Annotated in this window: 21 protein-coding genes; 16 read left to right on the forward strand and 5 right to left on the reverse strand. The window is 69.8% G+C overall.

Annotated features, from left to right (window positions below; translation table 11 throughout):
* Positions 1–18: 18 nt before the first annotated feature.
* Positions 19–1,227 carry a DNA-processing protein DprA gene (gene dprA, locus MA876_RS11965; RefSeq protein ID WP_248149194.1) on the forward strand — a complete coding sequence of 403 codons (1,209 nt, stop codon included), beginning with the start codon at positions 19–21 and terminating at the stop codon, positions 1,225–1,227.
* 180 nt (positions 1,228–1,407) lie between these two features.
* Positions 1,408–2,310, forward strand: coding sequence for a tyrosine recombinase XerC (locus tag MA876_RS11970; protein WP_248149197.1), 903 nt, complete (start codon positions 1,408–1,410; stop codon positions 2,308–2,310).
* 12 nt (positions 2,311–2,322) lie between these two features.
* Here MA876_RS11970 and MA876_RS11975 read toward each other — a convergent pair whose 3' ends face one another.
* Positions 2,323–2,874 (reverse strand): murein hydrolase activator EnvC family protein, encoded by a 552-nt coding sequence (locus MA876_RS11975; RefSeq protein ID WP_248149199.1) that lies wholly within the window; start codon positions 2,872–2,874, stop codon positions 2,323–2,325.
* Positions 2,875–3,178: 304 nt separating this feature from the next.
* Between MA876_RS11975 and rpsB the strand changes: the two genes are divergently transcribed.
* From rpsB to MA876_RS12020, 9 genes are all read left to right on the forward strand, one after another.
* A complete protein-coding gene (gene rpsB / locus MA876_RS11980; RefSeq protein WP_248149202.1) occupies positions 3,179–4,165 on the forward strand; it encodes a 30S ribosomal protein S2 in 987 nt (328 codons plus the stop codon).
* Positions 4,166–4,263: 98 nt separating this feature from the next.
* Positions 4,264–5,091: a translation elongation factor Ts gene (gene tsf, locus MA876_RS11985; protein ID WP_248149203.1), complete on the forward strand. Its 828-nt coding sequence runs from the start codon at positions 4,264–4,266 to the stop codon at positions 5,089–5,091.
* A gap of 110 nt (positions 5,092–5,201) precedes the next feature.
* Positions 5,202–5,921, forward strand: a complete 720-nt coding sequence (gene pyrH, locus MA876_RS11990) for a UMP kinase (protein ID WP_248149207.1) — start codon at positions 5,202–5,204, stop codon at positions 5,919–5,921.
* A 52-nt stretch (positions 5,922–5,973) separates the two neighbouring features.
* On the forward strand, positions 5,974–6,528 hold the full coding sequence (gene frr, locus MA876_RS11995) for a ribosome recycling factor (protein ID WP_248149210.1): 555 nt from the start codon (positions 5,974–5,976) through the stop codon (positions 6,526–6,528).
* 7 nt (positions 6,529–6,535) lie between these two features.
* Complete coding sequence (locus MA876_RS12000; RefSeq protein ID WP_248149213.1) at positions 6,536–7,570, forward strand: phosphatidate cytidylyltransferase; 1,035 nt, start codon at positions 6,536–6,538, stop codon at positions 7,568–7,570.
* Complete coding sequence (locus MA876_RS12005; protein ID WP_248149216.1) at positions 7,567–8,202, forward strand: DivIVA domain-containing protein; 636 nt, start codon at positions 7,567–7,569, stop codon at positions 8,200–8,202. The genes MA876_RS12000 and MA876_RS12005 overlap by 4 nt, the downstream gene beginning before the upstream one ends.
* A 70-nt stretch (positions 8,203–8,272) precedes the next feature.
* On the forward strand, positions 8,273–8,983 hold the full coding sequence (locus tag MA876_RS12010; protein ID WP_248149219.1) for an aggregation-promoting factor C-terminal-like domain-containing protein: 711 nt from the start codon (positions 8,273–8,275) through the stop codon (positions 8,981–8,983).
* A gap of 11 nt (positions 8,984–8,994) precedes the next feature.
* Complete coding sequence (locus MA876_RS12015; protein WP_248149222.1) at positions 8,995–9,279, forward strand: Rv1322 family protein; 285 nt, start codon at positions 8,995–8,997, stop codon at positions 9,277–9,279.
* Positions 9,276–10,001, forward strand: coding sequence for an alpha/beta hydrolase (locus MA876_RS12020; protein WP_248149238.1), 726 nt, complete (start codon positions 9,276–9,278; stop codon positions 9,999–10,001). Before MA876_RS12015 ends, MA876_RS12020 begins: the two co-directional genes overlap by 4 nt.
* Here MA876_RS12020 and MA876_RS12025 read toward each other — a convergent pair.
* A complete protein-coding gene (locus tag MA876_RS12025) occupies positions 9,998–11,068 on the reverse strand; it encodes an AI-2E family transporter (protein WP_248149241.1) in 1,071 nt (356 codons plus the stop codon). The genes MA876_RS12020 and MA876_RS12025 overlap by 4 nt on opposite strands.
* A 163-nt stretch (positions 11,069–11,231) precedes the next feature.
* On the opposite strand from MA876_RS12025, the gene MA876_RS12030 reads away from it, so the two are divergent.
* Together MA876_RS12030 and MA876_RS12035 are read left to right on the forward strand one after the other, a co-directional pair.
* Positions 11,232–13,058, forward strand: coding sequence for a DUF8094 domain-containing protein (locus MA876_RS12030; RefSeq protein WP_248149243.1), 1,827 nt, complete (start codon positions 11,232–11,234; stop codon positions 13,056–13,058).
* A complete protein-coding gene (locus MA876_RS12035) occupies positions 13,055–13,990 on the forward strand; it encodes a tetratricopeptide repeat protein (RefSeq protein ID WP_248149246.1) in 936 nt (311 codons plus the stop codon). Before MA876_RS12030 ends, MA876_RS12035 begins: the two co-directional genes overlap by 4 nt.
* Here MA876_RS12035 and glgB read toward each other — a convergent pair.
* The 3 genes from glgB to glgX form a co-directional block, all read right to left on the reverse strand.
* A complete protein-coding gene (gene glgB, locus MA876_RS12040; protein ID WP_248149253.1) occupies positions 13,987–16,107 on the reverse strand; it encodes a 1,4-alpha-glucan branching protein GlgB in 2,121 nt (706 codons plus the stop codon). The two genes, MA876_RS12035 and glgB, sit on opposite strands and share 4 nt — an antisense overlap.
* Positions 16,104–18,188: a maltotransferase domain-containing protein gene (locus MA876_RS12045; protein ID WP_372491524.1), complete on the reverse strand. Its 2,085-nt coding sequence runs from the start codon at positions 18,186–18,188 to the stop codon at positions 16,104–16,106. Before MA876_RS12045 ends, glgB begins: the two co-directional genes overlap by 4 nt.
* 71 nt (positions 18,189–18,259) lie before the next feature.
* Positions 18,260–20,344, reverse strand: coding sequence for a glycogen debranching protein GlgX (gene glgX / locus MA876_RS12050; RefSeq protein ID WP_248149256.1), 2,085 nt, complete (start codon positions 20,342–20,344; stop codon positions 18,260–18,262).
* A 55-nt stretch (positions 20,345–20,399) separates the two neighbouring features.
* On the opposite strand from glgX, the gene MA876_RS12055 reads away from it, so the two are divergent.
* The 3 genes from MA876_RS12055 (at position 20,400) to ligA (ending at position 25,248) form a co-directional block, all read left to right on the forward strand.
* Complete coding sequence (locus MA876_RS12055; RefSeq protein ID WP_248149259.1) at positions 20,400–21,557, forward strand: cysteine desulfurase family protein; 1,158 nt, start codon at positions 20,400–20,402, stop codon at positions 21,555–21,557.
* A gap of 182 nt (positions 21,558–21,739) precedes the next feature.
* Positions 21,740–22,837, forward strand: coding sequence for a tRNA 2-thiouridine(34) synthase MnmA (gene mnmA, locus MA876_RS12060; protein WP_248149263.1), 1,098 nt, complete (start codon positions 21,740–21,742; stop codon positions 22,835–22,837).
* Between the two features lie 29 nt (positions 22,838–22,866).
* Positions 22,867–25,248 (forward strand): NAD-dependent DNA ligase LigA, encoded by a 2,382-nt coding sequence (ligA, locus tag MA876_RS12065; RefSeq protein WP_248149267.1) that lies wholly within the window; start codon positions 22,867–22,869, stop codon positions 25,246–25,248.
* Positions 25,249–25,281: the final 33 nt, after the last annotated feature.

Consider the following 25,281-nt stretch of genomic DNA (forward strand, 5'->3'; position numbering starts at 1 on the left):
CAAGAAGGGACTCACGACATGACACCGTTCGACCTCACGCCGACCGCCGCTCGGCGCGCGCTGGCCGGGATCACCGACGTCGACCACCTCGAGGACGAGGCGGCGATCGATCGCTACGCGCGAGCGATCTGGAGCGGTGTGGGCGAACCGGGCGACGGCGTCGCCGGTGAGCTCGTCGCAGCCCTCGGCGCACCCGAGGCGCTCGCCCGCGCCGCCGATCGCGCACTGCGGCTCGACGGGGTGTCGGCTCACGATCTCGAACGAGCGCGCGATCGCTGGAAGCCCCGGTTGCGAGCGCAGCCCATCGTCGACGCGCTGTCGATCGCGGCCGCGCGCGGCATCCGTCTGCTGACTCCGGACGACCCGCACTGGCCGGGGCAGGTCCACGACCTCGGGCGCCACGCACCGCTCTGCCTCTGGGTCCGTGGCGACACCGCGGCACTCGCGTCTCTCCAGCCCTCGGTGGCGATCGTCGGGGCGCGTGCCTCGACGGGGTACGGAGATCACGTCGCGATGGAGCTCGCCGCCGAGCTCACGGGTGGTGGCATCCCCGTCGTCTCGGGAGGCGCGTACGGCATCGACGGCGCGGCGCACCGTGCCGCTCTTCGCGTGGGCGGCCGTACCGTCGCGCTCCTCGCGGGCGGCGTCGAGAAGGCCTATCCGACGGGCCACACGCGCCTCATCGACGACATCGCCGATGCCGCTGCGGTCGTGAGCGAAGTGCCGTGCGGCTCCACGCCGACGAAGTGGAGGTTTCTGCAGCGCAACCGACTGATCGCAGCCCTGTCCGATGCGACGATCGTGGTCGAGGCGGGCTGGCGCAGCGGTTCGCTCAACACGGCGAATCACGCCCTCCAACTGGGACGCGCGCTCGGTGCCGTGCCCGGGCCCGTCACGAGTCCCGCCTCCGCGGGAGCCCTCCAGCTTCTGCGCTCGGGGCAGGCTCAGTGCATCACGAGCGCCGACGATGTGCGCGAACTGATCGGACTCGGCGCGACCGCGTCGCAGCATCCCTCCGACGGTCGCCCCGCGACGGACTCCGCGACACGTGTGCGGGATGCGCTCAGCACGCGATCCTGGCGCGACGCGAGCGACGTCGCACAGCGCAGCGGAATGGCGCGCATCGAGGTCGAGGGCCTGCTCGGGATGCTGCAGCTGGGCGGTGAGGTCGAACGCGGCGCGGGGGGATGGCGGCGCGTGGCGGGCGCTGCGGTGCGCGGGGCGTAGGCGTCGCCTCGTGCGTGGCGCCCCTCGCGAGTGGGCGCCCGAGGTGCGAGGTGGTGGGGGAGTCGGGGTGTCCGCTAGTGAGGACTCCGGCACCGCGCGTCGCGGCGCACATCGTCGTGCCGGGGCCGTGGCGCGGAGCGCCGCCGCGCGGTCCGCACTGCAGCGGGGCATGCTGGGAGCGTGGAACTCGGGAACGCGGCGGATGTCTACGCACGGCACCTCGCCGATGTGCGTCGGCTCTCGCCCGCGACGGTTCGCGCGTACCGGGCCGACCTCGCCGATCTCGAGGCCTGCGTGCGCGGCGGCGAGCTCGAGGCGATCGACGTCGAGGATCTGCGCGAGTGGCTGTGGCACGCGACCAAGCGCGGCGACGCGCGGTCCACGATCGCGCGCCGGACGGCGGCCGTCCGGGGCTTCTTCGCGTGGGCGAGTGAGACCGGACTCGTGTCCGGCGACCCGAGCGTGCGGCTCGTGGCGCCCAAGCGCGGTCGAACGCTGCCCACCGTCGCCACCGCGGAGGGGCTCGCCGAGGCCCTGGATCGGCTCGCCGCCGGCGCCGAGGCAGGGGACCCCATCGCGCTGCGCGATCATGCGCTGATCGAACTGCTCTACGGCACGGGGATCCGCGTGTCGGAGCTCTGTGGACTCGATCTCGACGACATCGACCGGGCACGGCGCACCGTGCGCGTGCTCGGCAAGGGCTCGAAGGAGCGGGTCGTGCCGTTCGGCGGTGCATCGCAGCGCGCGCTCGACGCCTACCTCGTCCGCGGCCGGCCGGCTCTCGTGGCGCGCGGTGGCGAGGCATCCGTCCGTTCCGTCTTCCTCGGCGCGCGCGGTGCGCGGCTCGGTGCGCGCGCTGCGTACGACGTGGTCGCGCGCACCCTCGGTCCCGTGGTGGGCGGCGCCGCCGGCCCCCACGCTCTGCGGCACTCCGCCGCGACCCATCTGCTCGACGGGGGAGCGGACCTGCGCACCGTGCAGGAGATCCTCGGCCACGCGAGCCTCGGAACGACGCAGATCTACACGCACGTGTCGAGCGAGCGGCTCACGTCCGCGTATCGCCTGGCCCACCCGCGCGCCTGAACCGCCTCGCGCTCAGCAGCACGGCAGAAGCACGGCGCGCGGCACCCCGCCGAGCAGCAGCAGTGGATTGATGTACTCGCCGTCTCGTCGCACACCGAAGTGCAGGGCGCCGGGCGCACTGTGCCCACCGAGTGCGACGACCCCGACCTCGTCGCCCCGCGCGACGGCGTCGCCGGCCCGGAGCTCGGACTCGATCGGCTCGAAGGTCGTCACGAGGCCGTCGCCGTGGTCGATGGTCAGGATGCCGCGCCCGGCCACCGCACCCGAGAAGGCGACGATCCCCCCGGCCGGCGCCATCACCTGCGGGCCGCCGAGCGGACGCAGGTCGATGCCGCGGTGACCTGGCGCGTAGTCGTGCGCGGGGGCGGAATACGGTTCGTCCAGTCGGAATCCGGCGAGCGGCCAGGTCCACGCTCTCGTGTCGTCGGAGACCGTGGATGCGACGGGCCGGTGCGCGCCGCCGAATGCCGCGGCGTCGGTGGCCGTCGCCGCCGCGCCGACGAGGACCACGAGCATGACGAGCCCGACGGATCGCGCCGTGCGCCCACGTGCGGAGGTTCCCATACGACGAGCATGCGTGCCGGCCCGAGCATCGCGGTGTGGGCCCACGGCATCCGGGGAAGAGGACTCCTCGTGCGGCGACTGGGGAGGAGTCATGACTGGTACACTGATGGGGCACCCCGTTCATCGGGGTGACTACGCGTGCCCAGAGCGCGGCGGGTTCCCAGAGAACACCGCTCCGTGGCACACACCCCCTACGGTCCTGCGAAAGCGGGCGGGAGTGTGGCCGGGCACCAGGCTCGCCGGCCGATTCGGTCCGGCGCGAAACAACCGCACGGCGCGAGAGCGCCAGAACAGGAGAACGGCCATGGCCGTCGTCACCATTCGCCAGCTGCTCGACAGCGGCGTCCACTTCGGACACCAGACCCGCCGGTGGAACCCGAAAGTCAAGCGCTTCATCCTCACGGAGCGCTCCGGCATCCACATCATCGACCTCCAGCAGTCGCTGACGTACATCGACAAGGCGTACGAGTTCGTCAAGGAGACCGTCGCCCGCGGCGGCACGGTTCTCTTCGTCGGCACCAAGAAGCAGGCGCAGGAGATCATCGCCGAGCAGGCGACGCGCGTGGGCCAGCCCTACGTCAACCAGCGCTGGCTCGGTGGCCTCCTCACGAACTTCACCACGATCTCCAAGCGCCTCGCGCGCATGAAGGAGCTCGAGGAGCTCGACTACGAGACCCCCGCCAACAGCGGCTTCACCAAGAAGGAGCTCCTGCTCAAGAAGCGCGAGCTCGACAAGCTGCACAAGTCGCTCGGCGGTATCCGCAACCTGACCAAGACGCCGTCCGCGATCTGGGTCGTCGACGCCAAGCGCGAGCACCTCGCGGTCAACGAGGCCACGAAGCTCGGCATCCCCGTCATCGGCATCCTCGACACGAACGCCGACCCCGACGAGTTCCAGTTCCCCATCCCGGGCAACGACGACGCGATCCGCTCGGTGGGCCTGCTCACCCGCATCATCGCGGACGCCGCCGCCGAGGGCCTCATCCAGCGCCACCAGCCGACCGACGAGTCGGCCGAGGCAGCCGAGCCCCTCGCCGAGTGGGAGCGCGAGCTGCTCGAGCAGAGCGCGCCGGAGCAGTCCTCCGCCGATACCGAGAAGGTCGCCGACGAGGCCATCGCCGCCGCCGACCTCGCCGAGGCCGTCGAGGCAGAGCAGGCCGTCGAGGGCGAAGCCGCGACCGAGTCGGCCGCGGACGCCGCCGGTGCCGCCGCTCACGACGAGGCGATCGCCGCTGCTGCGGGCGAGACGGCGACCGAGGTCGCGGACGCCGAAGCGGCCGACGCCAAGTAAGCGCACCACACAGCAATCGCCCGGCGGGACTCGTACACAACGGGTCCCGCCGCGGCATCCTGAGACACACTCACCACCAATCAAGGAGCCGCCACACCATGGCAAACTTCACGATCGCTGACATCAAGGCGCTGCGCGACCAGCTCGGCACCGGCATGGTCGACACCAAGAAGGCTCTCGAAGAGGCCGACGGCGACGTCGAGAAGGCCGTCGAGATCCTGCGCCTCAAGGGCGCGAAGGGCAACGCCAAGCGCGCCGACCGTTCCACGAGCGAGGGCCTCGTCGCCGCTCGCGAGGTGGGCGGCAAGGTCACCCTCATCGAGCTCGCGTGCGAGACGGACTTCGTCGCGAAGAACGACCGCTTCATCGCGCTGGCGGACAAGGTCGCGGATGCCGCGGCCACCGTCTCGGCCGACTCGGTCGAGGCCGCTCTCGCGGCGGACGCCGGCGGTCAGACCGTCGAGCAGCTCATCGCCGACGAGGCCGCCATCATCGGCGAGAAGGTCGAACTGCGTCGCGTGCGCACGCTGTCGGGCGACCACTTCGAGGTCTACCTGCACAAGACCAGCAAGGACCTCCCGCCGCAGGTCGGCGTCGTCCTGGCCTACTCGGGCGACGACGCCGAGACGGCGCGCAGCCTGGCGCAGCACATCTCGTTCGCCAACCCGTCCTACCTTTCGCGCGACGAGGTCCCCGAGGCCGACGTCGAGAAGGAGCGCGAGATCGTCACCGAGATCTCGCGTCAGGAGGGCAAGCCCGAGGCTGCGCTGCCGAAGATCGTCGAGGGCCGCGTGAACGCGTTCTTCAAGCAGGTCTCGCTGCTCGATCAGGACTACGCCAAGGACAACAAGCTCTCCGTCGCGCAGGTCGCGAAGGACGCCGGCATCACCCTGACGGGCTTCGCCCGCTTCAAGGTCGGCGCGTAGCACGTCGAAACGGCCCGCATCGGATTCGATGCGGGCCGTTTCCGTGCCCGCACCCCTGCCCGGAGGGTCTCCGGGCAGATAGTTTGTACACGCGACGAGAGGAACCCCCCGTGATCGATGAAGCCACCGGACGCCGCCGCGTCCTCCTCAAGCTCTCCGGAGAAGCGTTCGGAGGAGGTCAGCTCGGTGTGAATCCGGATGTCGTCAGCGCGATGGCACAGGAGATCGCGGCCGCGGTCGACCGAGTCGAGATCGCCGTCGTCGTCGGCGGGGGAAACTTCTTCCGCGGCGCCGAGCTGAGCCAGCGCGGTATGGACCGCGGCCGGGCCGACTACATGGGCATGCTGGGCACCGTCATGAACGCGCTCGCCCTGCAGGACTTCCTCGAGCAGGCGGGCGCGGCGACGCGCGTGCAGTCCGCGATCTCGATGACGCAGGTCGCCGAGCCGTACATCCCGCGCCGCGCCGAGCGACACATGGAGAAGGGGCGCGTCGTGATCTTCGGCGCGGGTGCAGGCCTGCCCTATTTCTCGACGGACACCGTCGCGGCGCAGCGTGCGCTCGAGATCGACGCGCAGGAGGTGCTGGTCGCCAAGAACGGCGTCGACGGCGTGTACACGGCGGATCCGAAGGAGGATGCGTCGGCCACCCGGATCGACCGCATCACCTACCTCGACGCTCTGCAGCGAGGACTCAAGGTCGTGGATTCCACCGCCTTCAGCCTCTGCATGGACAACAGCATGGACATGCGGGTGTTCGGCATGGAGCCCGCGGGCAACGTGACGCGCGCGCTCCTCGGCGAGTCGATCGGCACACTCGTCACCGCGTGAGCGGCGCCGCCCCAGTAGACTCGACCCCGTACGAAACACCGGAGGAGACACAGTGATCGCGGACGTCTTGGCAGATGCCGGAGCGCGCATGGACCGCGCCGTCGAAGGTGCGAAGGAGGACTTCGCGACCGTGCGGACGGGCCGGGCGAACCCCCAGCTCTTCCAGAAGGTGCTCGTGGACTACTACGGCAGCCCCACGCCGCTCGCGCAGCTCGCATCGATCAACAGCCCCGAGGCGCGCACGCTTATCGTCACGCCGTACGACAAGTCGGCGCTGAAGTCGATCGAGCAGGCGATCCGCGACATCCCGAACCTCGGCGTCAACCCGACGAACGACGGCAACATCGTGCGCATCACGATGCCCGAACTCACCGAGGAGCGGCGCAAGGAGTACGTCAAGCTCGTGCGCTCCAAGGGCGAGGACCACAAGGTGCACATCCGCGGCATCCGTCGCAAGTCCAAGGACGACCTCGACGACCTCAAGAGCGAGTTCGGCGAGGACGAGCTCGTCCGTGCCGAGAAGGAGCTCGATGCGCTCACGCGCGCCCACGTCGATGCGATCGACGACGCGCTCAAGCGCAAAGAGGCAGAACTTCTCGAGGTCTGAGGGAACGATGGCATCCGGCGCTGATCCGGCAGAGACGCCGCCGCAGAGCCGCAAGGAGCTCCGTGAGGCGGCGGAGCCGGTCGCAGTGACCCCTGAGGCGGGGGCGGCCTTCCAGTCGCACGTCCGCGCCGCTCGCACCGAGTTCGAGAACCAGGTCGCCCACGCGCGCGCCGACTTCGACGAGGTCAACGAGCGCATCAAGCAGCGCACGGGACGTGACCTCATCGTCGCGACGCTCATCGGTGTGGCGATCGGCGCGCTCCTCGTCCTGTCGCTCATCTTCTTCAAAGAAGGGTTCGTGGTCTTCGCCCTGGCGGCGGCACTCCTCGGACTCTTCGAGTTCACGCGCGCGCTGCAGACCGCCGGTCGCCGAGTCGATCTCGTGCCGCAGCTGATCGCCGGCACGGCGCTCGTCCTGTCGGGCTGGTTCCTCGATCCCTGGCTGCTGTGGGTCGCGACCTTCGTCGCCATCTCGTTCATCGCCATCTGGCGGCTCGTCGCGCAGATGGCCGCCGCCGACGGACGCACCTACGGTGAAGTGCTGGCCGACGTCCTGATCGGCGGCTTCGTCCAGCTGTACGTCCCGTTCTTCGCGAGTCTCACGCTCGTCCTGCTGCGCGAGGACGGCGGGCAGTGGTGGGTGCTCGGCTTCATCATCGTCGTCGTCTCGGCGGATGTCGGCGCCTATGCCGCCGGTGTGAGCTTCGGTCGACACCCCATGGCCCCGCGCATCAGCCCGAAGAAGACGTGGGAGGGCTTCGCCGGTGCAGCCCTCGCGACGACGACGGCCGGCGTCCTCGTGGGTCTCTTCATGATCGGGATCGACTGGTGGATGGGGGTGATCTTCGGCCTCGTGCTGCTCGTCACGGCGACCATCGGCGACCTGGGAGAATCGATGATCAAGCGCGATCTCGGCATCAAGGACATGAGCTCCTGGCTGCCGGGTCACGGGGGAGTCCTCGACCGGCTCGACTCGATCCTCCCGTCGACGGTCGCAGCCCTCGCCATGTTCTTCCTCTTCACCCCCCTGGTGGCTTCATGACTCAGGTCGACCCCAATCCGGCGGATTCCGCCCCGGCGGAGCCCACCCCTGCCCCGGCGGACTCCGCCCCGGCTCCGGCGGATTCCGCCCCGTCCGCTTTTCCGCTCACGCGCGGCCGCACGAAAGGCTACGAGCCTCGTGCCGTCGACGCGTTCCTCGAGCAGGCGCGGGCGGCCTTCGAGCGCGGTGGCGAGCACGTGAGCGCGGCTGACGTGCGTCAGGTCGCTTTTCCGCTCGTCCGCCGCGGCTACGTGATCGCGGTGGTCGACACGGCGCTCACGCGGATCGAGGACGCCTTCGCCGCGCGCGAGCGCGACCTCGCCGTCGCGCGCCCGGGCGGTGCGAAGGAGTGGGTGGGCGGTGCCCGTGAGACGGCGCAGGTCGTCCTCGATCGTCTTTCCCGACCCAAGAGGCAGCGCTTCGCCAAGGTGGGTCCGCTGCGCTACGGCTATCGGATCGACGAAGTGGACCTCGTGGCCGACAAGCTGGCGCGCTATCTCGCGACCGGTGATGCGGTGACCGTGGAGCAGGTGCGCAACGTGGCGTTCCGGATGCAGCGCGGCGGATACCGCGAAGCGCAGGTCGACGCGGTCCTCGACGCCGTGACGGAAGTCATGCTCGCGGTCGCATGAGGGGTTCCTCATCCTGACGGAGTCGCTCGGATGGCACGCTCAGGGTGACCTTCGGTAGACTCGGCGCACTGTGACTTCCGGCGACCAGATGCTTCCGACGCGGCGTTCGAGCCGCGGGAATGCCGTGACCCCGGCGACGGCGCAGCCCCTCGCTGTACGCGCCGCACCGGTCTCGCCCCGTGTGGCACCCGCCGCTCCCACCCGCTGGTCCCGTCGCCGCAGCGTGCTGGGCGTCTTCGCCGCGTTCGCGGCGATGGGCTTCGTCGTCGCCTACGTCGGGCCGACGGGCATGTCGATCTCGCAGGCGAGCGCCGACGAGCAGACGTCGCTGTTCGCGAGCGGACTCGATGACGTCCAGAGTCGCGAGGTCCCCGCCGATGCCGAGCCGGCCGTCGCCGCGGAGTTCGCTCGGGACGGCTACGAGGTGTACGTCAAGCCGAAACCCGCTCCGGTCGTCGTGAAGAAGACCCCGACGGTCGCGTTCGCGCCACCGCAGTACACAGGCGGCGGTTCGCCCGCCGAGTGGATGGCCGCCGCCGGGATCGCGGAGTCGGACTGGGGCTACGTCGACTACATCGTCGGCAGGGAGAGCGGGTGGAACCCGAACGCGACGAACCGCTCGTCGGGTGCCTGCGGACTCGTCCAGGTGTATCCATGCTCGAAGCTGGCGAACGCCTATGACCCCGTCGTGAATCTGGGCTGGGCGAACAACTACGCCAACGGACGGTACGGCAGCTGGGCCGGCGCGTACAACTTCTGGATCACCAACCACTGGTGGTAGGCGCTCCAAGGATGCCACGATCACACAGACGTCGCCCCGACAGCGCCGGCGACGACTCCTTCGACCGCCTGCTCGCCGGGTGGAAGCGCCAGGAGACGCGCCGTGGTGTGGACTGGACCGTGCAGCCCGTCTCGGCGCAACAGGCGCAGAAGAGCTACACGTGCCCCGGATGCGGGCGATCGATCGACGCCGGCGTCGCGCACGTCGTGGCGTGGCGCGCTGACGGCGTGCTGGGCGACAGCGCCGATCTGGCGGCACGTCGGCACTGGCACGAGCACTGCTGGAGGATCGGATGACGACGGAGATCCGCGGACCCGTCCTGCTGCCCGCGCGCCGTGAGGACATCGAACTCGAGACGCTCGACGGACTCACTCTCGTCGGAGAGCTCGCCCAGCCTCAGGATCGCGATCCCGTCGCGACGCTCGTGACACTGCATCCACTCCCCACCGCGGGCGGGTTCATGGACTCGCACATCCTTCGCAAAGCCGCCGCCAGACTGCCCGCCCTCGCGGATCTCGCGGTCCTGCGGTTCAACACCCGCGGGACGACGTCGGCGCGGGGTACGAGCGACGGAGCCTTCGACGGCGGCAACGCGGAGTCGTTCGACCTCGCAGCGGCGATGGAGTTCGTCCGCGATCGCGGCCTGCCTCGGCCATGGCTCGTCGGCTGGTCCTTCGGCACCGAGATCGCGCTCAAGTACGGTCGCGATCACGACATCGAGGGCGCGATCCTGCTGTCGCCTCCGCTGCACCGGGCGACGCCCGACGAGGTCGCCGCGTGGTCGGGGGATCGCCGCCGCGTGATCGCGCTCATCCCCGAGTTCGACGACTACCTGCGGCCGGATGCCGCGACCGAGCGTTTCTCGAGTGTGCCGGACGCGACGCTCATCCCCGTCGAGGGCGGCAAGCACCTGTGGGTCGGCGAGACCCAGACCCGCCGCGTGCTCACCGAGATCGTCGCGGCGGTCAACCCCGATGCCCTGCCGCTGCCGACCGAATGGGACGGCCCCACGGCCTAGCGTTCGTTCTGCCGCGGGATGAGGACCTGTCGGTAGATGATGAGGATGCTCGCCGCGACCGGGATCGCCACGAGGGCTCCGAGGAGTCCCAGGAGCGAACCACCCGCCAGAGCCGCGATCACGACGACGGCGCCGGGCACCGAGACGGCGCGCCCCATGATGCGCGGCGAGATCACGTAGGCCTCGATCTGCATGTAGATCAGGTAGTAGATCGCCGCGATGAGCGCAGTGGTGGGGGAGCCGAGGCCGGGGATGAGGCACGTCAGCACGATGATGGTCGAGCCGGTGAGGGTTCCGACGAGCGGGATGAGCGAGAAGAAGAACGCGATGACCGCGAGCACGGCGGGGAAGGGCGCGCCGATGATCGTGAGGAAGATCGCGCTCAGAACGCCGTTGATGACGCCGAGCGAGAGCTGCCCGATGACGTAGTAGCCGACCGAGTCGGTGATCTGCTCGGCGAGGTCGATGAACCGCTCGCGCTTGGAGGCCGGGACGATCTGGTAGATGGCGCGCTTGAGGCTCGGCGTGGATGCCGTGAAGTAGATCGTGAGGATCAGCACGATGAAGGCGCCGCCCAGGCCCGCGATGATCGCACCGCCGACCACGATGAGCCCCTCGCCGATCGAGCTGCCGATCTGGCCGTAGTCCAGACTCACGAGCCAGTCGTTGATGTAGTCGAAGACCTCGTCGACCTTCAACAGTGGGAAGGTTTCGGTCATCCATGCCTGGAGGTCTCCGACGGGGTCCCAGGAACCGGATTCGACGAGACGCTGGATCGCGGAGACCAGCTGCGTGACCTGCCCGACGATGATCGGGATGACCATGAGGATGATCCCGGCGAACGCCGCGAGCACCGCCAGGATCGTGATGAGCACGGCCACCCAGCGCTTGAGCTTGCGCCGCTCGAGCCATCCGACGATGGGTTCCAGGCCCAGAGAGAGGAACAGTGCCGTGCCGACGTACAGCAGGATCGTCGAGAGGTTCTGGATGCTGCCGATGAGCAGCAGTCCTAGCCCGACACCGAGCGTCGCGACGAAGGCGGTGCGGAACGGATTGTGGAACTTCATATCTGCTACCGCCTCCCGGAACGCGCTGCTCTCACCCTATGCACTATCGACGCCCAGCCGGGTGATTGGCCCCTCTCGGGCGATCTCCAGGCGTGTTTCGCTAGTCTGAAATGTCGGATCGAAGGTCCGCCGCGCCATCGCGCGGACCGGAAGAGGGTAATTCGTGCGTTTCGTATGGGCAGTGGCGGCATTCGTGCTCGCCACGGTGATGATCGGCGCGGGCATCGCGCAGCGCACGATCTTCCAGGGCCCGCGGACCTCGACCACCACGATCGCCGTCGAAGAGGGGGCTCCGTACGTTCTGATCGACGGGGCCGTGCTCAACACGCTTCCCGGCACTCAGACGCTGCGCGCCCACGGCGACGGCGACATTTTCGCCGCGTACGGTCGCACGTCGGACATGCAGGACTGGCTCGCCGATACGACCTACACGCACGTCACGCTCGATGACGAATCACTGCCGCAGTCCGAGTCGGTCGAGTCGGCTCCGACGGAGGAGCCCGAGGCGACCCCGACCCCGGCGCCGAGTGCGGATGAGGATGCCGCGGCAGAGACCCCTGCGCGGAGCCCGATCGGCTCCGACCTCTGGCTCGACGAGTTCCAGCAGGCGGACGTGCTCATCGCACCGCTCCAGCTCCCCGCCGAGATGAGCGTGCTGGTCGCCGCGGACGGCACCGAGCCGGCTCCGACGGACATCTCGATCTCGTGGCCGATCGGCAACGGCACTCCGTGGGCCGGACCTCTCATCGTCGCGGGCGCGATCGTCATGGCGGTCGGTGTGTTCCTCTACATCCTCGGCATACGACACGTGCGTCGCGCGCGTGGTCCCCGGCGCAAGGGCCTCCCGGTGCCGATGACGGAACCGATCGATCTCGCGGTCGAGCAGGCCGACAAGGGCGTGATCTCCGCCGGTCAGACGCGCAAGTCGCTGGGCGCCGGGCGCAAGTCCCTGATCGCCATCCCCGCCGTCGCCGTCTCGGCGCTCCTCTTCGCGGGCTGCTCCGCAGACTCCTGGCCCCAGTTCGGCGAGACGGCCACGCCGTCGCCGACGGCGAGCGTCATAGTGCCGGAAGGGCAGGACGCGCCCGCGGTGACGAAGGCTCAGGCCGAACGCATCCTCACGCGCATCGCGAAGACGGCGGCCGACGCCGATGAGGCGATGGATCCCGCTCTCGCCGCGACCCGCCTCGACGGCGCGGTTCTCGCGGCGCGCGAGACGAACTACAAGCTCCGCGGCGCGATCTCGGACTACGCCGCGCCGAAAGCCGTGCTCACGAAGCCGCTCGAGATCGTGCTCCCGCAGTCGTACGACGAGTGGCCGCGCTCGGTCCTCGCCGTCGTCGACGACGCGGAGTCCAAGACGTCGAGCATCATGATCATGACCCAGGACGACCCGTGGTCGCCCTACAAGCTCTCGTACCAGGCCAGCCTCGAGGCATCCACCCTCATGCCCGATCTCGCGGCATCGTATGTGGGCGCGCCGCAGGTGCAGCCCGACTCGCCGTTCCTCATCATGCCGCCCGATCAGGTGGCGGCCGCGTACGCGGACATCATCGACAAGGGCGACGAGAGCGAGTTCGCGGGGATGTTCGACGCCGAGACCGATCACCTGCGGCCCAGCATCGCCGCGGACCGTCAGCGACGCCTCGACGACTTCCTCAAGACGGGCACGAACACGGGCCAGCTCACGTTCTCGGCGGTGCCGGGCACTTTCGACCCCTTCGCGATCGCGACCCTCGAAAGCGGGGCGATCGTCGCGGTGAACATCCACGAGGTCGAGAACGCGACCCCCACGAACACGGACGCCGTCATCAAGCTTCCGGATTCACCGACCGTCAAGGCTCTCGCCGGGGCCGACCAGTCGCCTTCCGGGTTCACCACGACCTTCACCGATCAGATGTTCTTCTATGTGCCCGGACAGGGCTCGAGCGAGAAGATCCGTCTGCTCGGCTACGGCTCCGACATCCTCGACGCGAAAGTGATCAAGTGACCGATCCCACTCCGGCGGCCGCCCTGCGCGGCGCCGTCGATCTCTCCTCGCTCCGCAATCGCCCCGCCGCGCCCGCCGCCGGCGGGTCGACTGCTCCCGCGGCGCCGTCTCTCGTGTTCGACGTCACCGACGAGACCTTCCCGCAGGTGCTCGAGCTCTCGCGTACCGTGCCGGTCGTCATCGACCTGTGGGCGGAGTGGTGCGGGCCGTGCAAGCAGCTGAGCCCCATCATCGAGAAGGTCGTCACCGAGCTCGCAGGTCGTCTCGTGCTCGGGAAGGTCGACGTCGACGCGAACCCGCAGCTCACCCAGGCGTTCCGCGCGCAGTCCATCCCGATGGTGGTCGCCCTCGTCGGCGGTCAGCCGGTGCCGTTGTTCACGGGAGCCGTCCCTGAGCAGCAGGTGCGCGAGGTGTTCGACCAGCTGCTGCAGCTCGCGGCGCAGAACGGCGTGACGGGTGTCGTGCCGGTGGATCCGGATGCCGCAGCAGACCCCGATGCCGAGCCCGTCGAGCCGCCGCTCCCGCCGCTGCACGCCGAGGCCTTCGCGGCCATCGAAGAGGGCGACTACGCGCGCGCGATCGGCGCGTACGAGAAGGCCCTGGCCGAGAACCCCCGCGACGCCGACGCCCGCGCCGGCCTCGGTCAGGTGCGCCTGCTCGACCGCGTGCAGGGTCTGGATCTGCAGGAGGCTCGGGCCGCTGCGGCCGCCGCGCCGACCGATGTCGCTGCCCAGTTCGCCGTCGCCGATCTCGATCTGTCGGGTGGACACGTCGAGGACGCGTTCGGTCGCCTGCTCGACCTCTTCGCCGCGCTGCCGTCCGACGAGCGCGGGCCCGTGCGCGAACGGCTGCTGGAGCTGTTCGGACTCATCGGCGACGCGGACCCGCGCGTGATCCAGGCCCGCGGTCGCCTCGCCAACCTTCTCTTCTAGGAGCTCTTCGCGAGCCAGACGACGCCGAGGGGCGGGACGATCATCGTCGCCCGTCCGTTGTCGTCGGCGTGCACGGCGCCGTGATTGCCGACGCCCGACCCGCCGAACGCCTGCGCGTCGGAGTTGAGCACTTCGCGCCACTCGCCGGACTCACCCAGATCGATCTCGTAGCGATCGATCGGCACACCCGAGAAGTTGCAGATCACGACGACGGCGTTGCCGTGCCAATCGCGCCGCGAGAACGCGATGACGTTCGGATTCCAGGACGGCGCTCCGAGCCGTGAGAACGCGGCCCCGTCGCTGTCGCGCGACCACATCGCCGAGTGGTCGCGATACGCGCGGTTCAGCTCGGCCACGAACGTCAGCAGCTCCTGATGGGACGGCTGGTCCAGCATCCACCAATCCAGGCTCCGACCTTCGGACCACTCGGAGAGCTGGCCGAACTCCTGACCCATGAACAGCAATTGCTTGCCGGGGTGGCCCCACATGTAGGCGAGGAAGGCGCGCATGTTCGCGAGCTTCTGCCAGTGGTCGCCGGGCATCCGGCCGAAGAGCGAACCCTTGCCGTGCACGACCTCGTCGTGGCTGATCGGCAGGATGAAGTTCTCGCTGAAGGCGTAGACGAACGAGAACGACAGCTCTCCCTCGTGATGCGACCGATACATCGGATCGCGCTTGATGTACTGGAGCGAGTCGTTCATCCAGCCCATGTTCCACTTGAACCCGAACCCGAGTCCGCCCTGGCTCGTGGGCGCCGTGACGCCGGGATAGCTCGTGGACTCCTCGGCGATCATCGCGATGCCGGGGTAGCGCTTGTAGGCCGTCGCGTTGACCTCCTGCAGGAACCCGATGGCCTCGAGGTTCTCGCGTCCGCCGTGGACGTTCGGCTCCCACTCGCCGTCCTCGCGCGAGTAGTCGAGATAGAGCATGGATGCCACGGCATCCACCCGCAGGCCGTCGACGTGGAACTCCTCGAACCAGTAGAGGGCGTTGGCGACGAGGAAGTTCCGGACCTCCTTGCGGCCGTAGTCGAAGATGTACGTTCCCCAGTCCTTGTGCTCGCCGCGCCGGCGATCGGGGTGTTCGTAGAGCGCCTGGCCGTCGAAGCGAGCGAGGGCGAAAGCATCCTTCGGGAAGTGGCCGGGGACCCAGTCCATGATGACGCCGATGCCGGCCTGGTGCAGGCGGTCGATCAGGTACCGCAGGTCGTCGGGAGTTCCGAACCGGCTCGTGGGGGAGTAGTACCCCGTCACCTGGTAGCCCCAGGAGCCGCCGAACGGGTGCTCGGCGAGCGGCATGAACTCGATGTGCGTGAATCCCTGCGCCGTCACGTACTCGATCAGGGGGTCCGCGGCGTCGCGATACGACAGACCGGGGCGCCACGAGCCGAAGTGCACTTCGTAGACCGACATCGGCAGCGACACAGGGGTCGAGTGGGACCGGGCATCCATCCAGGCAGAGTCCTGCCATTCGTGCCGTGCCTTCGTGACGACGGATGCCGTGGCGGGCGGCACCTCGGCCCAGCGCGCCATCGGGTCGGCCTTGAGGATCCACTCGCCGCTCTTGGTGAGGATCTCGTACTTGTACGCGGTGCCCTCGGGGAGCCCGGGGACGAGGATCTCCCAGATGCCGCTGCCGCCCATCGAGCGCATCGAGTGGCCCTGGCCGTCCCAGCCGTTGAAGTCGCCGACGACCCGCACTGCCTGGGCTCCCGGTGCCCACACGGCGAAGGAGACGTCCTCGCCCAGAACGTGCGACCCGAGGACGCGCCAGAGCTCTTCGTGGCGGCCCTCGGCGATGAGGTGCAGGTCGAGCTCGCCGACCGTCGGCAGATGGCGATAAGGGTCGTCCGCGACGAAGTCCGGTCCGTTCGCGTAGGTCGTGACGAGTTCGTAGGCACCGGGCTCGCCGGCGTGGGCGCCCTCCCAGATGCCGGCGCGCACGTGGGCGAGGGGCGCGCGGTCTCCGTCGGCGAACACCGCGGTCACGCTCTCGGCGAGCGGACGTCTGGCGCGCACGACCCAGCCCGTGCCGTCGTGGTGGAGACCCAGCACGCTGTGCGGGTCGTGGTACGAGCCCGTCGCGACGGTGTCGAGCGTGCGGTCGTCGATGGTCATGCGCGCCCCTTGATGTGCAGGATGTGGACCGGCGCGGTGAAGGCGTCGAGTTTGACGAAGTTGTGGTCGGTCCACGTCCAGGTCGCGCCGGTGACGAGGTCCTCGACCTCGAACGGGTCGCCCGGCTCGACGCCCCACACGCGGGTGTCGAGATGCACCATGGTCTGACGCACCGAGTGCGGGTCGACGTTGGCGACGACGAGGATCGTGTCGGAGCGCCCCGTCGGCGAGAGCGCCGCGTCGAGGTGCTTCGAGTAGACGAGGATCGCGTCGTCGTCGCTCCAGTGCACCGTGAGGTTGCGCAGCTGTCGCAGGGCGGGGTGCGCGCGGCGGATCTCATTGAGCCGGCGCAGCCACGGGGCCAGCGAATCGCCGGCGGCCTCCGCGGCATCCCAATCCCGCACCTTGATCTCGTACTTCTCGTTGTCGATGTTCTCTTCGGAACCCGGCCGCGCGACGTTCTCGAACAGTTCGTACCCCGCGTACACGCCCCACGTGGGTGCGGCCGTGGCGGCGAGAGCAGCGCGGATCGCGTAGGCCGCGCGCCCGCCGAACTGCAGGTACTCGGTCAGGATGTCGTGCGTGTTGACGAACAGGTTCGGCCGCATGAAGTCGGCCGTCTCGGTCGCGATCGAGGTGAAGAACTCGGCGAGTTCCTCTTTCGTGTTGCGCCACGTGAAGTACGAGTAGCTCTGCTGGAAGCCGGCCTTCGCGAGCGTCTGCATGACCGCGGGCCGCGAGAAGGCCTCGGACAGGAAGATGATGTCGGGGCGCTGCGCGTTCACCGACGCGATGAGCCACTCCCAGAACTCGAGCGGCTTGGTGTGCGGATTGTCGACGCGGAAGATCGTCACGCCCTGAGCGATCCAATGGCGGATGACCCGCAGGACCTCGGCGTAGACGCTGGCGGGGTCGACGTCGAAGTAGACGGGGTAGATGTCCTGGTACTTCTTCGGCGGATTCTCGGCGTAGGCGATCGTGCCGTCGGCGAGGGTGAGGAACCACTCGGGATGCTCCGTGACCCACGGATGATCGGGCGAGGCGTTGAGAGCGAGGTCGAGCGCGACCTCGAGACCGTTCTCGTTCGCCGCGCGGACGAAGGCCCGGAAGTCGGCCATCGACCCGAGTTCGGGAGCGATCGCGTCGTGGCCGCCGGCTTCGGACCCGATGCCGTACGGCGAGCCGGGGTCGCCTGGCTCGGCCGTGAGGGTGTTGTTGCGTCCCTTGCGGTTGGTGAGGCCGATCGGATGCACGGGCGGCACGTAGACGACGTCGAAACCCATGTCGCGCACGCCCGCCAGGCGACCGCGCGCCGTGCGGAGGTTGCCGGGCTTGACCCGGCCGTCCTTGAACCGCTTCGCACCCTCGGAGCGGGGGAAGAACTCGTACCACGCTCCGACTCCGGCCCGCTCGCGCTCGACCAGGAGCGCGAGGGTCTCACCGACCGCCCCGATCGACATGAGCGGTCGCGCGGCGAAGCCGGCGGCGATGGCGGGGTCGTTGACGACGATCAGGGCCGCCGCTTCGTCGGCTCCGGCGTCTCGCAGCGCAGCCGCGGCGATCTCGAGAGCGCGACGCTCCGCGAGCGGGCGGTCCTTCTCCGCGCGCGCACGGTCGAACAGCAGGGCGCCGGATTCCCGCATGAGGGCGACGTCGACGCCCGCCCGGATCTTGACGTCGGCCGCATGCCGCCACGTGGTGAACTCGTCGCCGAACGCCTCGAACCGGAAGGTCCAGACACCCTCTTCGAGCGGTGCGACGAGAGCCCTCCACTCATCGAGTCCGTTGTTCAGGGGCGACAGAGCATGCAGCGATTCGTCCCCGGCAGGGGAGAAGAGACGCACATGGACGCCGATGCGGTCGTGCCCCTCGCGAAACGATGTCACCTCGAACGGGACCGCCTCGCCCGCGAAGGCCTTGGGGCGGTACGGTTCGCCGGGGATCGCGGGCGACGGCTTCACCAGCGGGATGCGACCCGTCGCGGTCGGAAACGGCGAGCTGTCCGCGGGCGCCGGTCGGAGGGGGATGGCGGAGGCGCTCCGCCACGGACGGGAGGGCGCGGAGCGCGACGTCGTGACCACGTTCCGAACCTACCGTCAGCCCCGCATCGCGACCAGGCGTGGCGCACCGCGCGTTGTGGCGCTATCGTGCCTCACTCGGCCCGGAAGAGATGCATCGACGTGCCGTTCAGGGGAACGACGTCACCCGGAGCGTGCGTCGCGCGCTGTGCGAGCGGAACCTCCTCTTCGCTCGACCAGAGCGAGACGTAGCGATCGACGCCGTCGATCACGGGGAGGGTGACGTCGATCGGGCGCTCGTTGCCGTGCACCATGAGCAGGATGCGGTTGAAGTCCTCGACCTCGGGAGTTGACGCTGCGACGTACTGCAGGGTGCGGTGCGTCGGGTCGGTCCAGCGGTCGCCCTCCATCGTCTGTCCGCTCTCGTCGTACCACTCCATGACGGAGGCCGACGGCGTGACCTCGCCGAGCCGCGCGAATCGGCTGGGCCGGAGAGCCGGGTTCTCCTGGCGGAGCGCGATGAGCCGCCGCACGTGCTCCTGGAGCTCCTGCTGCCACGGCGCGTGCTCCCACGAGAGCCACGTGAGCGGCGAGTCATGGCAGTAGGCGTTGTTGTTGCCGCGCTGCGTGCGTGCGAACTCGTCGCCCGCCGTCAGCATCGGCACACCGGCCGAGAGCAGCAGAGTGCCGAGCAGATTGCGCATCGCCTTGCGCCGCGTGGCCAGGATGCCCTCGTTCGTCGTCGGGCCCTCGGCGCCGTGATTGAACGAGCGGTTCGTGTCGGCGCCGTCGCGGTTCTGCTCGCCGTTCCCCAGGTTGTGCTTGACGTCGTACGAGACGAGATCGCGCAGCGTGAAGCCGTCGTGCGCCGTGACGAAGTTGATGCTCGCGAGCGGACCGCGTTCCGCGCTGAAGGTGTTGGACGACCCGGCGAGGCGCGTCGCGAAGCCCCCGATTCCGACCGGTGCGCTCGATGCGCGACGCGCGTAGTCGACGTCGCTCAGCCAGAAGTTGCGCACGCGGTCGCGGTAGCGATCGTTCCACTCCTGCCAGCCGTCACCGAAGTTGCCGGTCTGCCAGCCGCCCATGCCGACGTCCCACGGCTCGGCGATCTTCTTCACGTCCGCGAGGGCCGGGTCGGCGAGGATCGCCTGGAGGAGCGGGTGCTCGGGGGTGAAGGTGTGCGCGGCGTCGCGGCCGAGCGTCGCCGCGAGGTCGAAGCGGAAGCCGTCGACCTGCAGATCGTTCGCCCAATAGCGCAGGGAATCGAGGACGAGGCGTGCCGCGGCATCCGTCGCCGTGTTCACCGAGTTGCCGCAGCCGGTGACGTCGATGTAGGAGCCGTCGTCGTTCTGTCGGTAGTAGCCGCGGTTGTCGATCCCGCGAAGGCTGGTGCGCGGACCGCCGATGCCCTCTTCGGAGGTGTGGTTGTAGACGACGTCGAGGATGACCTCGAGTCCCGCCTCGTGCAGGAGCCGCACCATGCCCTTGAACTCGCGCAGGATCGCCTCGGGACCTTCGCGGCGGGCGTCCTCGGTCGCATAGGCGGCATGCGGAGTGAAGAAGTTGACCGTGTTGTAGCCCCAGTAGTTCGCGAGCCCGTGCTGCAGGAGGCGCGGTTCGGTCGCGAACGCGTGAACGGGGAGCAGCTCGACGCTCGTGACGCCGAGATTCACGAGGTGCTCCACGATGGCGGGATGCCCGAGCCCCGCGTACGTGCCGCGCAGGGCGCCCGGCACACCGGGGTGACGCTTCGTGAGGCCCTTGAGGTGACCTTCGTAGATCACGGTGCGGTCGAGCGGGATGTTCGGCTTCGTGACACCGCCCCAATCGAAAGCCCCGTCGACCGCGACCGAGCGCCAGCCTTCGTAGCCGCTGCTGACGAGGCCCCTCGAGTAGGGCTCGATCAGCAGCGTGCCGCGGTTGAACGTGTTGCCCGGCGCGTGCGCGCCGTCGACGTGCAGGGCGTACCGCACGCCCGGCCGCAGCAGCGGCGTCGAGACCTGCCACACGCCGCCGCCCACGGGCTCGAGCGGCAGCTGGTCGGTGATCCAGTCGAGATCCGTGTCGTCGAAGACGACGAGCTCGATCGCGTCGGCGGTTCCCGACCAGACGCGCAGGGTGCCGGCATCCGGCCCGTAGGTGACGCCGAGGGCGTCCAGCTCGGGGCTGAGGAGTCCCGGGGTGGTCGTCAGGGCAGGGGCGTCCGTGCTGGGCATGCGTTCTACAGTAGTAATGCCATGCGTCGGAGTTGTTACACGGGCGGGGGAGTGTGTGGCGGTCTATCTCGATCACGCGGCGACGACGCCCCTGCGGCCCGAAGCCCGCGACGCGTGGCTCTCGGCGTCCGAGCTCGTCGGCAACGCCTCGTCCATCCACGGTGACGGTCAGGCCGCGCGACGCCTGCTCGAGGAATCCCGCGAGCGACTCGCCGCCGTGATCGCATGCGACCCGATCGAGGTCGTGTTCACCTCGGGGGGCACCGAGGCGATCAATCTCGCGCTCAAAGGCCTGTGGTGGTCGAACCCGCACGGAGCGATCGTGCTCCCGGACGGAGAACACCACGCCACTCTCGACGTCGTCGAGTGGCTCGAGCGAGCGGAGGGCGCGACCGTCCGGGCGGTCGCGCTGGACGGCGTGGGACGCGTACCCGTCGACGCGTTCACGGGGGCCCTCGCCGATGCCGCGTTCGCGACGGCGCTCGTCGCGAACAACGAGACGGGCACGATCAACGACGCCTCGGCGCTCGCCGCGGCATCCGCGTCCGCCGGCGTACCCCTGTACCTCGACGCGGTGTCCGCCTTCGGGCACGTGCCGGTGTCGTTCCGGATGTGGCGGGGGGATGCCGCGGCCGGCGCCGGCCTCGTCGCGCTGAGCGTCTCCGCGCACAAGATCGGCGGCCCGGTGGGCGTCGGTGCACTCGTCGCGGCGCGCACGGCCCGATTGACGCCGCTGCTGCACGGTGGAGCGCAGCAGCGGCGACTGCGCGCCGGGACACAGGATGTCGCGGGAGCCGCGGCCTTCGCCGTCGCCGCCGAGCTCGCCGCCGCCGAGCTCGCGGCCGAGGCCGACCGGCTGGCGGTGCTCCGCGACGCGCTCGTGCGCGGCATCCTCTCGACGATCCCCGGTGCCGAGCTGCTCGGCGACGCGGCTGACCGTCTGCCGGGCAACGCGCACGTGCTGTTCCCGGGCGCCGCGGGCGAGACGCTGCTCTTCCTGCTCGACCAGGCGGGCATCGCGGTGTCGACCGGGTCGGCCTGCCAGGCGGGTGTCCCCGAGCCGTCGCACGTCGTGCTGGCGCTCGGCCGCACGGATGCCGAAGCCCGCGAAGTGCTGCGCTTCACGCTCGGGCGCACGACGACGTCGGCCGACGTCGAGGCCGCCCTTGCGGCACTGCCGCCCGCGGTCGAACGCGCACGCGCTGCGCGCTGAGCGGTGCCGTCCCGCTGTGCAACCGCCCACGTCGTTCGGCCACCGTGTCGCAAACCGTAGGAGAACCCGGCTGGGGCAGCGCAATGCGGACCTGCACATGGAGAATCTCCTACGGTTCACCACACCGCGCCGCGGCCCCGGACGCGGAGCCGCCTGCCAGGGTGCGCTCGTAGACTGGAGGCATGCGGATTCTTGCGGCCATGAGCGGGGGAGTGGACTCCGCCGTCGCGGCAGCGCGCGCCGTCGAGGCGGGCCATGACGTCGTCGGCGTGCACCTGGCGCTCTCGCGGGCGGGCGGAACCCTGCGCACCGGCAGCCGCGGCTGCTGCACGATCGAAGACGCGATGGATGCCCGCCGGGCGGCCGATGTGCTGGGCATCCCGTTCTACGTGTGGGACTTCTCGGAGCGGTTCCGCGACGACGTCATCGCCGACTTCGTGTCGGAGTACCAGGCCGGGCGCACGCCCAACCCGTGCATGCGCTGCAACGAGAAGATCAAGTTCGCGGCGCTCCTCGAGCGCGCGCTCGAGCTCGGATTCGACGCCGTGTGCACGGGACATTACGCGACGCTGGTGGAGAGCCCCGACGGGCTCGAGCTGCACCGGGCGTCGGATGCCGCGAAGGACCAGTCGTACGTCTTGGGCGTGCTGACGGCCGAGCAGCTCGCGCACACGTACTTCCCCCTCGGCTCGACGCCCTCCAAGGCCGTCGTGCGTGCCGAGGCGGAGGCGCGCGGCCTCTCGGTCGCGCAGAAGCCCGACAGCCACGACATCTGCTTCATCCCCGACGGAGACACCCGCGGCTGGCTCGCTGAGAAGGTCGGCATTGCGACGGGCGATGTCGTCGACCGCTCCGGTGCCGTCGTCGGCTCTCACGAAGGAGCCCACGCGTTCACCGTCGGTCAGCGCCGCGGACTGAAGCTCGGAGTACCGGCCGCCGACGGCAAGCCGCGGTTCGTGCTCGAGGTGCGGCCCGTCTCGAACACGGTCGTCGTCGGGCCGAAGGAGGCCCTCGCGACCGCCGAGATCGCGGGCGAGCGGCTCTCGTGGGCGGGTCGGGCGCCCTCGTCGGATGCGTTCGACTGCGACGTGCAGATCCGCGCGCATGCCGAGCCCGTGCCGGCTCGCGCGACGATCGCCGACGGTGTCGTGACGGTGCGTCCGGTCGATCCGTTCGAGGGGGTCGCGCCCGGCCAGACCGCGGTGCTGTACGACGGCACCCGGGTGATCGGGCAGTTCACGATCGCGCGCACCGTGTCGGCGGTCCCCGCCCCGGTGTGAGTGTCGTCGCCGGTTCATAGACTGGCGGGGTGGCAGACGCACCGACCGAACTCGACGACCTGAGTCTCGAACAGGCCCGCACCGAGGCCCAGCGCCTCACCGACCTCATCATCGGCGCGCGTGACGCGTACTACGGCGCCGATGCCGAGATCGTCGACGACGCGACGTACGACGGGTGGATGCATCGGCTCGAGGCGATCGAGCGGCTCCATCCCGAGCTGCAGGGCCAGGACTCGCCGACGCAGTCCGTGGGCGCGGCGCAGAACTCGCAGTTCGCACCCGTCGAGCACGCCGAGCGCATGCTGAGCCTCGACAACGTCTTCTCGCTCGACGAACTGCGCGAGTGGTGTGCCAAAGCCGAGGCCGGCGCAGGGCGCGCGGTCCGCTGGCTCACCGAGCTCAAGATCGACGGCCTGGCGATCAGCCTGCGGTACGAGAACGGCGTGCTGACGTCCGCCGCGACGCGGGGCGACGGACGTGTCGGTGAGGATGTCACGGTCAACGCGGTGCGCGTCGCGGGCATCCCGCAGCGACTCGCGGGGTCGGGGCATCCACCCCTCGTCGAGGTGCGCGGCGAGGTCTTCATCCCCACGGCGGCGTTCGAGGCGCTCAACGCTCTGCAGGCGGACATGCGCGACCGAGCGGTCGAAGAGACGCGCGCTCGATCGCGCGCGTTCGACGAGGCGAAGGCGCGGCTGAGTGCCGAGCGCCGGTTCCCGTCGTTCGCGAACCCCCGGAACGCGGCCAGCGGCGGCCTGCGCCAGCAGCTCGACAAGAAGGACGGTCTCGAGCTCGAGGCCGGGCGCGCGCGCATCGACTCGCTGCGCCTCTTCGTGCACGGCATCGGGGCGTGGGAGCGCCCGCCCGTCGACTCGCAGAGCGAGACGTACGCTCTGCTCGCCGAGTGGGGTCTGCCGACGAGCCCCTACTTCCGAACGTCCGACACGATCGACGGCGTCACGGCGTTCGTCGACCACTACGGCGAGCACCGGCACGACGTCGAGCACGAGATCGACGGCGTGGTGGTCAAGGTCGACGAGCTGGCGCTGCACGACGAGCTCGGGGCGACGAGTCGCGCGCCCCGCTGGGCGATCGCGTACAAGTACCCGCCCGAGCAGGTCAACACGAAGCTCCTCGACATCGTGGTGTCGGTCGGGCGGACGGGCCGCGCCACGCCGTTCGCCGTCATGGCGCCGGCGCGCGTCGCGGGCTCGGTCGTGCGACAGGCGACGCTGCACAACCAGGATGTGGTGCGGGCCAAGGGCGTGCTGATCGGCGACATGGTCGTGCTGCGCAAAGCGGGCGATGTGATCCCCGAGGTGCTCGGTCCGGTCGTCGAGCTGCGCGACGGCACCGAGCGCGAGTTCGTGATGCCGGCCGACTGCCCCGAGTGCGGTTTCCCGCTCGCGCCGGCGAAAGAGGGCGACATCGACCTGCGCTGTCCCAACACGCGTGCCTGTCCGGCGCAGGTGCGCGGCCGCGTCGAGCACATCGGCTCGCGCGGTGCGCTCGACATCGAGGCGCTGGGCGAAGTGACGGCGGCGGCCCTGACGCAGCCGTCTGTGCCGTCGACCCCGCCGCTCGAGACCGAAGCGGGGCTGTTCGCGCTCGAGCTCGCGGACATCGTCGACATCGAAGTCGTCGTCCGCGACGCAGAGACGGGTGAACCCCGGGTGGATGCCAAGACGGGCGAAGTCGTGCGGCGCACGCCGTTCCAGCGGGTCGAGGTGACCTACCCGCCCGGCTACGAGAACGCGTCGCCTGCAGAGCGGCGCGCAGCCGGCGTGCGCAAGGATCACCGCATCGTCCTCCCGTCGGCGCAGGCGATCACGCTCCTCGCCGAGCTCGAGAAGGCGAAGACCAAGGACCTGTGGCGTCAGCTCGTGTCGTTGAACATCCGGCACGTCGGTCCGGTCGCGGCGCGCGCTCTCGCACAGTACTTCGGGTCTCTCGAAGAGATCGAGCGGGCTTCGGCCGACGAGCTGGCGGGCGTCGAGGGAGTCGGTTCCATCATCGGTGAGTCTCTCCGGGAGTGGCTGGCCGTCGACTGGCACCAGGACATCGTCAGCGAGTGGCGGCGAGCGGGAGTGGCATTCGCGGTTCCCGGTCATCCTGGGCCCGGCGCGGCTGCCGCCTCGGGCGGAGTGCTCGAGGGTCTCACCATCGTCGCCACGGGTTCGCTCGAAGGCTATTCGCGAGAGGGTGCACAGGAGGCGATCCTGGCAGCGGGCGGCAAGGCCGCGTCGAGCGTGTCGAAGAAGACCGACTTCGTCGCCGCGGGTCCGGGCGCGGGCTCGAAACTCGCGAAGGCCGAGGAGCTCGGCGTGCGCATCATCGACGCCGCACAGTTCCGCATCCTCGTCGAACAAGGTCCTGCCGCACTCGAAGCCCTCGCTCCCGACGCGGGGTGATGTCATGAGCCAGTGGCTGCTACCGCATCGTGC

This window comes from Microbacterium aoyamense (genome assembly GCF_023155855.1).
GTDB classification, from domain to species: domain Bacteria; phylum Actinomycetota; class Actinomycetes; order Actinomycetales; family Microbacteriaceae; genus Microbacterium; species Microbacterium aoyamense.

Excerpts from the sequence above, each read along its gene's own strand:
- MA876_RS12015 (WP_248149222.1), top strand. The coding sequence starts at position 8,995 with ATGCCACGATCACACAGACGTCGCCCCGACAGCGCCGGCGACGACTCC.
- MA876_RS12025 (WP_248149241.1), bottom strand. The coding sequence starts at position 11,068 with ATGAAGTTCCACAATCCGTTCCGCACCGCCTTCGTCGCGACGCTCGGT.
- glgX (WP_248149256.1), bottom strand. The coding sequence starts at position 20,344 with ATGCCCAGCACGGACGCCCCTGCCCTGACGACCACCCCGGGACTCCTC.
- MA876_RS12005 (WP_248149216.1), top strand. The coding sequence starts at position 7,567 with ATGACTCAGGTCGACCCCAATCCGGCGGATTCCGCCCCGGCGGAGCCC.
- rpsB (WP_248149202.1), top strand. The coding sequence starts at position 3,179 with ATGGCCGTCGTCACCATTCGCCAGCTGCTCGACAGCGGCGTCCACTTC.
- glgB (WP_248149253.1), bottom strand. The coding sequence starts at position 16,107 with ATGACCATCGACGACCGCACGCTCGACACCGTCGCGACGGGCTCGTAC.
- MA876_RS12020 (WP_248149238.1), top strand. The coding sequence starts at position 9,276 with ATGACGACGGAGATCCGCGGACCCGTCCTGCTGCCCGCGCGCCGTGAG.
- tsf (WP_248149203.1), top strand. The coding sequence starts at position 4,264 with ATGGCAAACTTCACGATCGCTGACATCAAGGCGCTGCGCGACCAGCTC.
- MA876_RS12000 (WP_248149213.1), top strand. The coding sequence starts at position 6,536 with ATGGCATCCGGCGCTGATCCGGCAGAGACGCCGCCGCAGAGCCGCAAG.
- dprA (WP_248149194.1), top strand. The coding sequence starts at position 19 with ATGACACCGTTCGACCTCACGCCGACCGCCGCTCGGCGCGCGCTGGCC.
- mnmA (WP_248149263.1), top strand. The coding sequence starts at position 21,740 with ATGCGGATTCTTGCGGCCATGAGCGGGGGAGTGGACTCCGCCGTCGCG.
- MA876_RS11975 (WP_248149199.1), bottom strand. The coding sequence starts at position 2,874 with ATGGGAACCTCCGCACGTGGGCGCACGGCGCGATCCGTCGGGCTCGTC.